Origin of the sequence: Leptolyngbya sp. FACHB-321 (genome assembly GCF_014695975.1) — a bacterium.
In the GTDB taxonomy this organism is placed as follows: Bacteria; Cyanobacteriota; Cyanobacteriia; order Leptolyngbyales; family Leptolyngbyaceae; genus Stenomitos.
This window is the reverse complement of record NZ_JACJPI010000042.1, coordinates 286,648-298,954: the sequence shown is the minus strand read 5'-3', so window position 1 is coordinate 298,954 and position 12,307 is coordinate 286,648. Positions and strand designations below refer to the sequence as shown.

Here is a 12,307-nt window from a genome sequence, read left to right as displayed (position 1 = left end):
ATGATCGGTTTAAAGCTTACTGGAGTGTAACCGCGTTTGGTCGCGGACGGCTCCAACTGGCACAAAAACCCTACTACTATTTAAAACCAGGTTTGACACAGAATGCTTAGAACTGCCACCTGCACATATCTCTTTACGCGATCGCGCTCTGCCTGCGTCGGGAATTGCTCTGACACCTGTTGAAGCAGCCTGTTGCCACCACACAGTGTCATCATTCTGCCAACGTCTATGTCAACGTCTATCAATCGCTTTGGGCTTTACACCGCTCTGGCTGGTCTAGCTAGTGTTACCGTCCTCAGTCAGGCAACCCAACTGGCTGCAAACACGTTACTATCAGCGCCTTGGCAGAGCCTCTTTGAGGGAGAATCGCTTATTGCCCAACAACCCGATTGCAACAACCCTTCAACCCAGACAGTGATGAACCTCTGTACTGACTTGAGATATGAAGCAGCCGATCGCGCCTTAAATCGCGCTTATCAAGCGCTAATGCCTAATCTTTCCGCCATGCGCCGCCAAAAGCTGACCGATGCTCAACTGCGCTGGATTAAATTTCGCGATATGGAATGCACCTTTGTGGGTAGTCTGGTAGAAGGCGGCTCGATGCAACCCATGATCGTCTCAGGCTGTAAAGGGCATGTGACACAACAGCGCACCACTGATTTGAAAGCCTATCTGTCCGGACGGCAGCGTACGAGTGGTGTCAGCTATAAAATAGCCGATCGTCAGCTTAATCAGCTTTACCAAAAACTCAGGCAAGGGTTAGAACCCGATCGCAAACGCAAACTAGCAACCGCCCAATTTGCCTGGATTGCTTTTCGTGACTCTGCCTGTGGCTTTGAGGCAAGCGGCGGTGGCAACGCAGCACGTAATCAATGCTTAACGCGACTCACCAATCAACGCAATCAGCAGTTACAGACATATTTGACGGTTGATCGCTAACAGTTTAGTAAAGTAGCTAGCGGTTCCCTTCAACCAACTCTAGCTGATGTCCATCTGGATCAGAGACCACAGCCCGTAACCCCCACTGGCTCTCCTGCATTGGCGATACAATCACGCCGTTAATCGCCTGCAAACGTGCGATCGTCGTCACCAAAGATTTGACCCGAAAGCCAAGACGAACTCCTACCGTTTTGTTTGCACTACCCTGTGGATAAATTTCTAGCACAAGCGTACCGATCGTAGCGGCTAGATGTTCTGGTCCAGAGCCATGCTGCTCACGAGACAACGCTATCCCCAATGCTGCATAGAAACGGAGTGCTCTTTCTAGATCAACAGAACGAAGCACGACCAAATTCAGGTCTATGTCTGTGCTTAGAGACTCCATACCACTTAACGCAACCTTGAAGCACTACAGCACTTTGCTGACGGCATCTTTCCAGTAGGCGTAGCTACGCGAATCGATTGCATCAGGTGCAGTCTTGTAAATCTGAGTGAGACATTGGAAAAAGGCTTGCGCGTAAGCGTCCAACCCTAGCAGTCGTAAGCTAGTCAAAATTCTAGTGATGCGAAGATGATTGTGGTTGCCCCAGTTCAACCAGTTCTCTCGTCGCGCTGGAAACGTTTCAGCCGTTGTAACGCTAATTGCACCATTGTCTTCAGCATACTGCAAGCCGTAAAACCGCAATAGATGCTTGAATGACTTGAGCAAACGGTTTTTGAGGTCGTCACTCGCGTTAAATGTCTCAATATCGACCTTAGTTAGCACAGGAGCGTCTGGATTAAAGCGGCTCTTTTCAGTAAGCGGGAAGAGCCACTGAATATAGGTATGCTCGTGTTCCAGCCACATATCATCCCACGCCCAAATGCTCTCGATTTTGCGCCCTTCTATATCAGGACACTGCCCTAAGTAAAAGTTTACAAGTTGTGAGTTGGTCATTGTACTTAGGTTTCGTGTAGGTCAAGATCTGCGCGGCAGTGTAGGCTAGTGTAGGAAAGCCTGTTTACCGCCAGCGGTCCTGTTCAACTAGCACTTTACCTGCAATTCTTTCTACTCTAGCCGTCTACTAGTCTATTTGCCTGCTAAAGGTTTTTGCCATACTGCGTCGCGAACTTTTCGACAATGTCGTTCAAATGTCGATCGAGTCGAGCGATCGTTTCCTGCGCGATCGCCGCTGGGACATTGCCATAAAAGGCTTCAGCGATGCCGCCCGTAATGCAGGTGAGTGTATCGGTATCGCCCCCCAAAGACACTGCATTGCGAATCGCGTCCTCAAAATCAGTAGAGTCTAGAAAGGCAACGATCGCTTCTGGTACGGTTTCCTGGCAAGACTCATTGAAGCGATACGTTGGGCGAATCGTATCGACCGTTCGATCCAGGTCATAGCCAAACTGCGTCTCAATATAGGCTTTGATGCCCGCTTTGCCATGTCCAGTACGACCCAAAAAGATCGCGGCTGCCGTTGCCTGTGCCCCTTTGATGCCCTCCGGGTGGTTGTGGGTCACTTCAGCCGTGTCTTTTGCCACTTGCAACACGGTTTCCAAATCATTGAAGGCAAAGCCAACGGGGCTGACTCGCATCGCAGAACCATTGCCCCAACTGTTATAGGGTTCTAAGGCAGCCGAGGTTGCCCAGGCAGAAAATCTGCCGCCATAGCTGCCCATCGGATTGGGGTAGCGGCGGACGTATGCTTGCAAGGTCTGACGATAATCGCCGTTGTGCAGGATGGCATCTGCGATCGCCACCGTCAGAATGGAATCATCTGTAAAGGCGCTGCGATCGCTAAACAGCGGAAAGTCCTTTGTCTTGACGTTCGCAAATTCGTAAATGGAACCGATGATGTCGCCTGCGATCGCCCCTAGCATAAGCTGTCCTTCTCATTGCTGCTGCGCCAATTGATATGTGATAGACAGACAGCTAAGAAGCCTCAACTGCAATCAACGGACGCATGATCAAAAAGTATTGAGGGCGTGAAGCCTTGTTTAGTAGGTATATCAACTTTCCGAAAAAGCTGAAACCACCTCTGTGTATAAATTTCAAGAACGGAGAGAGAGGGATTCGAACCCTCGTTAAGTTGCCCTAAACAGCATTTCCAGTGCTGCGCCTTCAACCACTCGGCCATCTCTCCACATCGCTGTGCTGTGTCATCAGTCACAGAATTATTATCCTAGCAGAACCAGGTAAACTTTAGACATGGGATTGGTAAGAGAAGGGGAACGTTCAAAGCTATGGCTTGCTTCTCCAAAAAAGTCGAGTCAAAGCTGCAAGCTAACGTGCGTTCACTCGGCTTCTAAGACCAATCATTGATCAGCAGCAATTTTAACGCTTAAGCTATGGCGCATTTCTACACTGTCCGTATTCGCGATCGTCGCACCAATCAACTCCACAGCGTGCAGGTACCGGACGATCGCTACATTTTGCACACAGCGGAAGCACAAGGTGTAGAACTGCCCTTTGCCTGCCGCAACGGTGCCTGCACTACCTGCGCAGTACGCGTCATCACTGGAGAGCTTTATCAGCCAGAAGCAATGGGGTTATCGCCCAAGCTCCAGAAACAAGGCTATGCGCTGCTGTGTGTCAGCTATGCTCGCTCTGACCTTGAGGTCGAAACTCAAGATGAAGATGAAGTTTACGAGCTTCAGTTTGGTCGCTACTTTGGCAAGGGCAAAATAAAAGCAGGACTGCCGCTAGATGAAGACTAGAGTATGGACAATGCAAAAGGGGTTGCTTGGGCACACTGGAAAAGTTTAATTTTTAAGCTTGCCGTTTTAATCTTCCTTACTAGCTGCCAGCCTGCGGCTTCGTCACAAGGTTTTCATGCTGAAGTCAAGCAAATCTTGAATGGACGAGAGTTTGAAGTGACAGGCGTACCGACCCAACCTGACCTGACCGAGCGCATTCGGTTAGAAGGAATCGATGTGCCTGATGTTGGGCAACAACCCTGGGGCACAGCAGCAAAAGCTCAGTTAGAAAAACGCCTGCTTCACCAGACAGTGCGGTTAGAAACCGATGCTGAACCACGTGATGCGATCGGGCGTCGACTGGCTTACGTTTGGCAAGGCAGCGTACTACTCAACGAAGCGTTAGTCGCGGATGGCTACGCGTTAGCGACACCGCATCTGCCCAATAGTAAGTATGATCAACGGCTTGCCCGTGCCCAAGAGCGCGCTAGAGTTTTAGGTTTGGGCATCTGGAATGCCGATCAGCCCATGCGAATCAGCCCAGCAGAGTTTCGCAGCCAGCGGCGGCGGTAGCGGAGAAGAGTGAGAAAGTGAGAAGCTAAAGCATCTTTATTGGTTACGAAAAGAGACAATAAGCAGTAGGCAGTTGGAAAAAAGCTGAAAGCCGAATGAACGTAACCCTCTACTCCTCATCTGCCATATGATTTCTGATTCTAATCAGCTCCAAATTTTTCTTGATGTTGCTACAGAAGCCGCGCTGGCAGCGGGTGCCATTTTGCAAGATTACTGGGGGAACCTGGAGGCGATCGAAGAGAAGGGTCGCCCCGGCGATCTAGTGACAGAAGCAGATAAAGCAGCCGAAGCCGCGATTTTGCAGATTTTGCATCGTCATGTACCTGATCACAAAATCCTGGCGGAAGAATCAGGCTCGTTGGGCAATCAAGAGAGTGCTTATCTGTGGGCGATCGACCCGCTCGATGGCACCACTAACTATGCTCACCAGTACCCTGCTTCAGCCGTTTCGGTCGGACTGCTCATTGACGGCATACCGCAAGTAGGGGCAATCTTTGATCCGTTTCGGGAGGAGTTGTTTCGCGCTGCCAAAGGGCTGGGAGCCACACGCAACCGTCGTCCCATCCGCGTGTCAGACACGGCTGCACTGGAAAAAAGTTTGTTGGTCACGGGCTTTGCCTACGATCGTCGCCAAACTACTGACAACAACTACGCTGAATTTTGCCACTTAACCCATCTCACCCAGGGCGTACGGCGCAGCGGTTCCGCTGCCCTGGATTTGGCATACGTCGCCTGCGGTCGCCTCGATGGCTACTGGGAACGTGGTCTATCGCCCTGGGATATGGCAGCCGGGATCGTGCTGGTCGAAGAAGCCGGGGGCACCGTGACAGCATACGATCGCAGCCCGCTTAACATTAGTTCTGGACGTATCCTGGCAACCAACGGACCGCTTCATATCAGTTTGAGCCAGGCATTGCAGGATGTGCCGCCGTTAGCAGCGTGGAGAGTAGGGAGTAGGTAGTAGGGAGCAGGAATGGGTTTTACCGCCCACCATATTTTTTATAAACAAAAAATTAAATTGGTATCAAAACAGCAGACCTAGCTTTTCTTTCTCGTCAGTTTGGTACGCTACGCTAGCATTCAGCTTGCCCAGTGAGTATTACACTAGAAGGAATTTCTCACGGCAGGCAAGCGGGTTGCACCATGTCTTTCCAAATAGAGCGCGGACTATTTCTTCTAGACTTCACAGACAATCACGCCATCTTGGGAGTAGCTGTGGATGCCGAAATTAAAGACATTCGTAAGCGATACCTCAAAATTGCTCGACGACTACACCCAGACAGTGCGGCTTCTGAAACGGAAGCAGCACGGCAGCAGGCAAGTGAGCTGTTGTCGAAGCTGGTCAACCCTGCCTGGGAAAAACTTTCGCAGGAGCGCGATCGCAGTGAATACATGATCATGCTGAAGCTCAAAGGGCAGCAAGGGCTAAGACAGCAAAGTGAGCTAGAACTCGGCAACCTGGCGAAACAGCTCTCTACCACTGCCAACCCTGATCACTTCTATGCAACATCACTTAAAGATCTGGCATCCAGGCAGTATGAGGAATTAGACCAGATGCTGGAAATAACGGCTCAGTTGAGCGAGTTAAATCTGGTTTATCTGATGCGTAAAGAGTCAACAGGTGAACTCAAAACAGGGGAGAAAAAAGTACTGTACACAGGCAGCAATATCCCTGATTCCGGTGTGGGAGTACGATCGTCGCAGGCTTCTGCCCCTGCCCCACCACCACCGCGCGAATCGCAGGCTGACCAATACTATCGTCGCGCCGAGTCATATGTTGCCAAGAGTAATTTCGCTCAGGCAACCCTGGAATTACGCGATGCGCTTCAAGCTGACCCTAATAACAGTCGTTGTCATAGCTTAATGGGTATGATTTACCTGAAGCAAAATCAAGGGACAATGGCAAAGATTCACTTCAATAAAGCATTGCAGCTCGACCCGGAAGATCCAATGGCGCAGCAAGGCAAACAGCAGTTAGAGGGTGCTCAAAATCCGGCTAGCAAAGGAGCTGGCACGGCTGCAAAGGCTAAGGCATCTCCACCAAAAGCAACGTCAGCAAAGAAGGATGACAAGTCAGGTGGTGGTCTATTTGGTCTGTTTGGCGGGAAGAAAAAGTAATGGTATATCAACCCCCAGCGGGTGCCAGAGATTTACTACCTCTGGATGTAGCTCAAAAGCGTTGGATTGAAGACCGCCTCCAGCAGGTGTTTCAGCGCTGGGGCTATCACCGCATCATCACTTCGACGTTAGAACGGCTGGATACTCTCATGGCAGGCGGAGCTATCCAACGATCGACCGTTCTCCAACTCCAAGAGGCAGACGATGAGCAGCTCGGTCTGCGTCCAGAGCTGACGGCATCGATCGCCCGTACCGCCGTTACCCGGATGGCAGGCTCTACCCATCCCCTGCGGCTCTACTACAATGCCAACGTGTTTCGACGAGCGTCAGAAGGCGGCTATAGTCGGCAGCAGGAGTTTTATCAGGCAGGTGTAGAGCTGGTTGGTGCGGGTGGGCTGCTGGCAGATGCAGAAGTGTTGCTGCTAGTGCTGGACTGTCTTCGCAACTTAGGCTTGCAGCAGTGGTCAGTGATTCTGGGCGAAGCCGGACTCACCCGATCGCTCCTTTCAATCTTTCCTACTGCCCTACGCGACAAAGTTAGACAGGCAATTGCCAGGCTCGATCGACTCATGCTGGAAGCACTCCCCATGTCGCCAGCCCTGCGCGAACGGGCAATGCTGCTGCTTGACCTGCGTGGACGACCCTCTGACGTGCTGCAACGCCTCGCTACGATCGATTTGGATGCCTCCCAACAGGAAGCCGTCAACAACTTAAAATCATTGGTGGACTTGCTCCAAACGAGCGATCGGCCTGATCCCGCCGTTCCCCCAGCCGACAACCTTATCCTCGACCTCAGCCTCATCCGTACCCTGGACTATTACACAGGCGTTGTCTTTGAAGTTGTCAGCACCAGCACAACAGGACAACAAGTGCTAGGGCAAGGCGGTCGCTACGATCAGCTTTTGGGTCTGTATCATCCTGAAGGACAGACTCATCCTGGTATTGGTTTTGCCCTACAGATTGAGCATCTGCATCAAGTTCTGTTGCCGACAGGGCAGTTACCCCAGCAAACTACCACCAGTGACTGGCTCATTGTGCCCGATAGCCCACAGGCTTACACGGCGGCTCTCGCCCATGCTCAAACGTTGCGCGACTCTCCCACTGCTCCGACCGTCGAATTAGACCTGGGCGGTCGCGATGCCGCTGCTATTCACGAGTATGCCCGTCGTCGTCGCATTGCTCAGGTTGCCTGGGTGAAGCCCGATGGCAAAACTGTGATTGAAACCGTTAGCCAGCAATTGCAGAGTGACTAACCATTGGTTGTGAATGTCTTTCTTTCCCACAATCAACGACCGAAAACCCCCAACTTTTAGAGAGAACACTGTGTCGCATACGATCGTTACAAATATCTGCGAGGGCGTTGCCGACTGCGTGGATGCCTGCCCTGTTGCCTGCATCCATCCTGGTCCTGGTAAAAATACTAAAGGCACTGATTGGTACTGGATTGACTTTGCAACCTGCATTGATTGCGGCATTTGTTTGCAGGTCTGTCCTGTGGAGGGAGCGATCGTCCCCGAAGAACGCCCTAGCTTGCAAGAAACACCAGAATAAAGTTTTGAGTTACGGTCAATAGCCAAAACTTTCTTCCCCTGCTTCCCCTACTCCCCCTGCTTCCCCTACGCCTCCCTCACCCTCTCATGCCTGCCCCCCATCCCTTGCTCGAAGTTCAAAATGTCTTTGCTGGCTACATCAAAGATCTGGACATCCTGCAAGGGGTAAATTTCAAGCTTTATCCTGGTGAATTGGTCGCTGTCATTGGTCCGAATGGCGCAGGCAAATCGACTCTGGCAAAAACGATTTTTGGGCTACTGGCTCCGCATACGGGTAGCTTGATCTTCAAAGGCAAAAGCATTGCAGGGCTGAAGCCTGACCAGATTGTGCAGCTTGGCATGGGCTACATTCCCCAGATTGCCAACGTGTTTCGATCGCTCACGGTAGAAGAAAACCTGGAAATGGGGGCTTTTGTACATAAGGTGCCGCTGCAAACCCTCAAAGATGAAATTTTCACCACGTTTCCAGCGCTGGCAAGTCGTCGTCGTCAGCGGGCAGGCACGCTTTCAGGTGGTGAACGGCAAATGCTAGCAATGGGCAAAGCGCTCATGCTCAAACCAAGCCTGCTGTTGCTGGATGAACCATCGGCAGCATTGTCACCGATTCTGGTTAACAGTGTCTTTGAGCAGATTAAACGTATTAATCAGAGCGGCACTGCAATCGTCCTTGTAGAGCAAAATGCCCGTAAGGCGTTGGAGATGGCAGACCGGGGCTACGTTTTAGAAGCAGGGCGCGATCGCTTTGAGGGACGCGGCATCGACCTGCTGAATGACCCGAAAGTTGGCGAACTCTACTTGGGCGCAACAACTGCACACTAAGAACGAGCCAAGCTTGGATGTCATTAACAGCCTTTACTGCTTATGACATCGCAACGGGTTGATAATCAGTGCAGCCATCGCACGGTCCACTAGGCTTAACAGCACACCGAAGCAGTGCCGAGTGAGCGTTATACCGACAAGAGCGATCGCCGATCCCCCCTTGCCCATCGTTAAAGCTTTCCTCTGCTAATGCCTCAAACGTCTGGACATAAAGCGCGATTTTATGCAGATGGTAGCGCCCCGACTGAAGTTGATAGCGATGTCTACGCTCTAGGATCAAGTAGGTCTGCCCCTCCCACTCCAGACAGGCTCCGGGTTGGGGATTATAGTCTAAATACAAATGCCCCAGCGTTGAGCAGGAGTGGCTCAAAATAACTTCTGTGGGCAGAGAAGACAAACCCATAGCAAACCTATAGCGACAAACTGCCGAAAAATTGGATCATCACACACTAAAAAGTCCTGCGCGATGTCGGGCTGATAGCAAAACTGCTAGGTAGAGTAAATTGAAAGCGTTGCAAGACTATCCCCCGTCTTCATCACCCTGATTTAGAGCGAACGAACGGGGGAAGTAATACTGAGAGAATGGATTAAGGCTACTGGTACATGCGGTCGCGCAAACGGCGCACAAGACTCTAGACGCACCCGGTTAAAACAAAAACAGCATTAAGGAACCAGAAGCTAGACAGGCTCAATCATCCTGATTTCTAGCTTCTGACTCCTGCTTATCCCTCTTACATCAAAGGTATACCGTCAACACTACGAAGCAGCAGCTTGACGTTCTTTTGCCTCCTTAATGACCACTTCAGCAATGTTGCTTGGGCATGGAGAGTAATGAGAGAACGACATAGAGAACTGACCCCGCCCAGAGGTCATCGTACGCAGGTCGCCAATGTAGCCAAACATTTCGCTCAACGGCACATCTGCTTTAATACGGGCACCCGTTGCGCCAGTTTCCTGCGATTTCATCATGCCACGACGACGATTGAGATCGCCGATGACATCACCCATGTAGGTATCTGGCGTAAACACATCCACATTCATAATCGGCTCAAGCAACTGCGGGGCAGCCTTAGGAATAGATTGCCGATACGCAGCTTTGGCAGCGATTTCAAACGCCATTGCTGACGAGTCAACTGGGTGGAACCCGCCTTCTGTCAGCGTGAACTTCAAGTCCAGGCAGGGGAAGCCAGCCAGAACACCTTTTTCGATACAGCTTTCAAAGCCTTTTTCGACAGCGGGCCAGTATTCTCTTGGAACGCTGCCTCCTGTCACCTTTGACTCAAACTGGAAGCCACTGCCCGGTTCGCCAGGTTCAATGATGTAGTTGATCTTGGCATACTGACCTGAACCACCAGATTGCTTCTTGTGGATGTAGCCATCTTCGAGGCGCTTGGTGATCGACTCGCGGTAGGCAACCTGTGGTTTACCCACTTCGACTTCAACGCCATGAGTGCGCTTAAGAATGTCAACTTTGATGTCTAAATGCAGTTCACCCATGCCTTTAAGGATGGTTTCGCCGCTTTCTTCATCCGTCATCATGTGGAACGAAGGATCTTCCTGCACCATCTTGCTGAGGGCAATCCCCATTTTTTCTTCGCCACCTTTGGTCTTAGGTTTGACCGCGATCGAAATCACAGGTTCAGGGAAGACCATTGGCTCTAAAGTCGCAGGATTTTTGGGATCGCAGAGAGTGTGCCCAGTTTGGACATTCTTCATACCGACGATCGCAATAATGTCGCCTGCTTGAGCCGAGTCGATTTCTTCACGCGAATTAGCGTGCATCTCCACCAGTCGGCTAACCCGCTCGGTTTTACCCGTAAAGGTATTGAGGATAGTGTCACCCTTGGTGATCTTGCCGGAGTAGAGCCGCGTGAAGGTCAGGGCACCAAAGCGATCGTCCATGATTTTGAACGCAAGTGCGCGCAGCGGCTTCTCTGGATCGACAACAGCAAACGTGCCTGTTTCATTACCTTCTAGATCGACTTCAGGCTGCGGCTTGACTTCCATTGGGTTAGGCAGATAGTCCACAACAGCGTCTAGCACCAACTGCACGCCCTTATTCTTAAAGGACGAGCCGCAGTAGGTGGGGAAGAACGCTCGATCGCGGGTGCCCTTACGGATACAGCGCTTCAAGGTATCAATGTCAGGTTCTTCCCCTTCCAAGTACTTTTCCATGACCTCATCGTCTTGCTCAACAGCAAGCTCAATGAGCTGTTCGCGATACATTTCGACCTGATCGACCATATCCGCAGGTACATCTTTGATCACGTAGTTCATTGGATCGCCGGATTCATCCCAGATCCAGGCTTTGCGGGTCAGCAGATCGACTACGCCCGAGAACTTCTCTTCCACGCCAACTGGCAGCACCATAACCAGCGGTTTGGCAGCCAGAACGTCATTCACTTGCTTAACAACACGGAAGAAATCGGCACCCGTGCGATCGAGCTTATTGATGTAGATAATGCGGGCGACTTCGGAGTCGTTTGCATAGCGCCAGTTCGTTTCAGACTGCGGCTCGACTCCACCTGATCCACAAAACACGCCAACACCACCATCCAACACCTTGAGCGATCGATAAACTTCAATAGTGAAGTCAACGTGTCCAGGAGTATCGATGATGTTCAGTTGGTGGTCGTTCCAAAAGCAGCTTGTTGCAGCAGACTGAATGGTGATACCACGCTCTTGTTCTTGTTCCATGAAGTCTGTCGTTGCCGCACCTTCATGTACTTCACCAATTTTGTGGATCTTGCCTGTCAGTTTCAGGATGCGTTCAGTTGTGGTCGTTTTACCAGCATCAACGTGAGCGAAAATGCCAATATTGCGATAACGAGTGAGGTCTTTCATGGTTACTCTCTAAATTAAATGCGACACGCTAATGGTGACCACCTGCAAGCGTTACTTAAGAAAATCGGTGTTGTCGTAGCCAGTATGAGCTGGATCTCAATCACTCGGAACCGTAAGGAATCCTTTTCTACGCTCACAGCGCCATTTCTAATTGTAAAGTGTTGCGATGTAAATTGTAGACGAAGGCTTGGTACGGATTTACAGATAAACAGTGGACGGGCGATCGTCGTCTCCCAAAACACCAGTCGCAGCTAAAACAGCATCCCATTGACCGTGATTGTCTTGACCATGATCATCCTGACCGCTATTGCCCTGACTGATCGCACGTATTGTTAGGTGACGACCCCTATTCACATCATAAATCAGGTGGATCGCCAAATAGTTGGCAGGCTTATAGGGTAAGCGTTCTGCCCATTCGATCGCTACGATGCCTAGTTCAGCCTCGGTGCCATCCCAATAGGTTTCTAGAGAAAGTTCAGCCGTTGCCGTTTTGTTCAAACGATACAAATCGAGATGGTAGAGCGGTAAACGTCCCTCGAAGTATTCATTAATCAGCGTAAAGGTGGGGCTGTCGATCGTGTCTTGAATGCCCAACCCTTCCCCAAGGCCCTGCACCAACGTCGTTTTACCGCTGCCCAGTTCACCCTCTAGCAACAACACACTTCCTGCTGGCAACGTCTGTCCCAGCTCAACGCCCAGCGATCGCGTCGCCGCTGCATCTGACAGAAAAATAGTGGTCGCTTGATCCTGCATAGTTGAAAGTTGGGGTTTTTGAGTTTTGAGTT

15 protein-coding genes and 1 tRNA gene are annotated in these 12,307 nt (G+C 50.9%); 8 read left to right on the top strand and 8 right to left on the bottom strand.

The window, feature by feature from the left end; all coding sequences use genetic code 11:
* Positions 1-80: 80 nt before the first annotated feature.
* Positions 81-215, bottom strand: coding sequence for a hypothetical protein (locus H6F76_RS30940; protein ID WP_277881195.1), 135 nt, complete (start codon positions 213-215; stop codon positions 81-83).
* Positions 216-228: 13 nt separating this feature from the next.
* Between H6F76_RS30940 and H6F76_RS07105 the strand changes: the two genes are divergently transcribed.
* Entirely contained in the window at positions 229-939 is a 711-nt protein-coding gene (locus H6F76_RS07105; protein WP_190507020.1) for a lysozyme inhibitor LprI family protein, read from the top strand.
* A 16-nt stretch (positions 940-955) separates the two neighbouring features.
* Here H6F76_RS07105 and H6F76_RS07100 read toward each other — a convergent pair whose 3' ends face one another.
* The 4 genes from H6F76_RS07100 to H6F76_RS07085 form a co-directional block, all read right to left on the bottom strand.
* The gene (locus tag H6F76_RS07100) at positions 956-1,324 is read right to left on the bottom strand and encodes a VOC family protein (protein ID WP_190507019.1); all 369 of its coding nucleotides are present in this window, start codon (positions 1,322-1,324) and stop codon (positions 956-958) included.
* A 24-nt stretch (positions 1,325-1,348) separates the two neighbouring features.
* Positions 1,349-1,876 carry an opioid growth factor receptor-related protein gene (locus H6F76_RS07095; protein ID WP_190507018.1) on the bottom strand — a complete coding sequence of 176 codons (528 nt, stop codon included), beginning with the start codon at positions 1,874-1,876 and terminating at the stop codon, positions 1,349-1,351.
* A 143-nt stretch (positions 1,877-2,019) separates the two neighbouring features.
* Entirely contained in the window at positions 2,020-2,802 is a 783-nt protein-coding gene (locus H6F76_RS07090) for an ADP-ribosylglycohydrolase family protein (RefSeq protein ID WP_190507017.1), read from the bottom strand.
* A gap of 178 nt (positions 2,803-2,980) precedes the next feature.
* Positions 2,981-3,065: transfer RNA gene (locus H6F76_RS07085), tRNA-Ser, on the bottom strand.
* A gap of 205 nt (positions 3,066-3,270) precedes the next feature.
* Between H6F76_RS07085 and H6F76_RS07080 the strand changes: the two genes are divergently transcribed.
* The 7 genes from H6F76_RS07080 (at position 3,271) to H6F76_RS07050 (ending at position 8,678) form a co-directional block, all read left to right on the top strand.
* A complete protein-coding gene (locus H6F76_RS07080; protein ID WP_190507015.1) occupies positions 3,271-3,639 on the top strand; it encodes a 2Fe-2S iron-sulfur cluster-binding protein in 369 nt (122 codons plus the stop codon).
* Between the two features lie 3 nt (positions 3,640-3,642).
* Complete coding sequence (locus tag H6F76_RS07075; protein WP_190507013.1) at positions 3,643-4,191, top strand: thermonuclease family protein; 549 nt, start codon at positions 3,643-3,645, stop codon at positions 4,189-4,191.
* 127 nt (positions 4,192-4,318) lie between these two features.
* Positions 4,319-5,152 carry an inositol monophosphatase family protein gene (locus H6F76_RS07070; protein ID WP_190507011.1) on the top strand — a complete coding sequence of 278 codons (834 nt, stop codon included), beginning with the start codon at positions 4,319-4,321 and terminating at the stop codon, positions 5,150-5,152.
* A gap of 182 nt (positions 5,153-5,334) precedes the next feature.
* The gene (locus tag H6F76_RS07065; protein WP_190450350.1) at positions 5,335-6,309 is read left to right on the top strand and encodes a DnaJ domain-containing protein; all 975 of its coding nucleotides are present in this window, start codon (positions 5,335-5,337) and stop codon (positions 6,307-6,309) included.
* The gene (locus tag H6F76_RS07060) at positions 6,309-7,562 is read left to right on the top strand and encodes an ATP phosphoribosyltransferase regulatory subunit (RefSeq protein ID WP_190507009.1); all 1,254 of its coding nucleotides are present in this window, start codon (positions 6,309-6,311) and stop codon (positions 7,560-7,562) included. The genes H6F76_RS07065 and H6F76_RS07060 overlap by 1 nt, the downstream gene beginning before the upstream one ends.
* A gap of 70 nt (positions 7,563-7,632) precedes the next feature.
* Positions 7,633-7,860, top strand: coding sequence for a 4Fe-4S dicluster domain-containing protein (locus H6F76_RS07055; protein ID WP_190507007.1), 228 nt, complete (start codon positions 7,633-7,635; stop codon positions 7,858-7,860).
* Positions 7,861-7,946: 86 nt separating this feature from the next.
* Positions 7,947-8,678, top strand: coding sequence for an ABC transporter ATP-binding protein (locus H6F76_RS07050; protein WP_190507004.1), 732 nt, complete (start codon positions 7,947-7,949; stop codon positions 8,676-8,678).
* 40 nt (positions 8,679-8,718) lie between these two features.
* Here the strand turns inward: H6F76_RS07050 and H6F76_RS07045 are convergent, their stop codons facing one another.
* The 3 genes from H6F76_RS07045 to tsaE all read right to left on the bottom strand — a co-directional run bounded on the left by H6F76_RS07045 (position 8,719) and on the right by tsaE (position 12,275).
* Complete coding sequence (locus H6F76_RS07045) at positions 8,719-9,081, bottom strand: DUF6464 family protein (protein ID WP_190507003.1); 363 nt, start codon at positions 9,079-9,081, stop codon at positions 8,719-8,721.
* 353 nt (positions 9,082-9,434) lie between these two features.
* The gene (gene fusA / locus H6F76_RS07040; protein WP_190450355.1) at positions 9,435-11,522 is read right to left on the bottom strand and encodes an elongation factor G; all 2,088 of its coding nucleotides are present in this window, start codon (positions 11,520-11,522) and stop codon (positions 9,435-9,437) included.
* Positions 11,523-11,720: 198 nt separating this feature from the next.
* Positions 11,721-12,275 (bottom strand): tRNA (adenosine(37)-N6)-threonylcarbamoyltransferase complex ATPase subunit type 1 TsaE, encoded by a 555-nt coding sequence (gene tsaE, locus H6F76_RS07035; protein WP_190507001.1) that lies wholly within the window; start codon positions 12,273-12,275, stop codon positions 11,721-11,723.
* Between the last annotated feature and the right edge of the window lie 32 nt (positions 12,276-12,307).

Bases quoted from the DNA above. Each gene is read 5' to 3' on its own strand.
- H6F76_RS07095 (WP_190507018.1), bottom strand. From the start codon at position 1,876: ATGACCAACTCACAACTTGTAAACTTTTACTTAGGGCAGTGTCCTGAT.
- H6F76_RS30940 (WP_277881195.1), bottom strand. From the start codon at position 215: ATGATGACACTGTGTGGTGGCAACAGGCTGCTTCAACAGGTGTCAGAG.
- H6F76_RS07090 (WP_190507017.1), bottom strand. From the start codon at position 2,802: ATGCTAGGGGCGATCGCAGGCGACATCATCGGTTCCATTTACGAATTT.
- H6F76_RS07105 (WP_190507020.1), top strand. From the start codon at position 229: ATGTCAACGTCTATCAATCGCTTTGGGCTTTACACCGCTCTGGCTGGT.
- tsaE (WP_190507001.1), bottom strand. From the start codon at position 12,275: ATGCAGGATCAAGCGACCACTATTTTTCTGTCAGATGCAGCGGCGACG.
- H6F76_RS07050 (WP_190507004.1), top strand. From the start codon at position 7,947: ATGCCTGCCCCCCATCCCTTGCTCGAAGTTCAAAATGTCTTTGCTGGC.
- H6F76_RS07080 (WP_190507015.1), top strand. From the start codon at position 3,271: ATGGCGCATTTCTACACTGTCCGTATTCGCGATCGTCGCACCAATCAA.
- H6F76_RS07070 (WP_190507011.1), top strand. From the start codon at position 4,319: ATGATTTCTGATTCTAATCAGCTCCAAATTTTTCTTGATGTTGCTACA.
- H6F76_RS07100 (WP_190507019.1), bottom strand. From the start codon at position 1,324: ATGGAGTCTCTAAGCACAGACATAGACCTGAATTTGGTCGTGCTTCGT.
- H6F76_RS07045 (WP_190507003.1), bottom strand. From the start codon at position 9,081: ATGGGTTTGTCTTCTCTGCCCACAGAAGTTATTTTGAGCCACTCCTGC.
- H6F76_RS07060 (WP_190507009.1), top strand. From the start codon at position 6,309: ATGGTATATCAACCCCCAGCGGGTGCCAGAGATTTACTACCTCTGGAT.
- fusA (WP_190450355.1), bottom strand. From the start codon at position 11,522: ATGAAAGACCTCACTCGTTATCGCAATATTGGCATTTTCGCTCACGTT.
- H6F76_RS07065 (WP_190450350.1), top strand. From the start codon at position 5,335: ATGTCTTTCCAAATAGAGCGCGGACTATTTCTTCTAGACTTCACAGAC.
- H6F76_RS07075 (WP_190507013.1), top strand. From the start codon at position 3,643: ATGGACAATGCAAAAGGGGTTGCTTGGGCACACTGGAAAAGTTTAATT.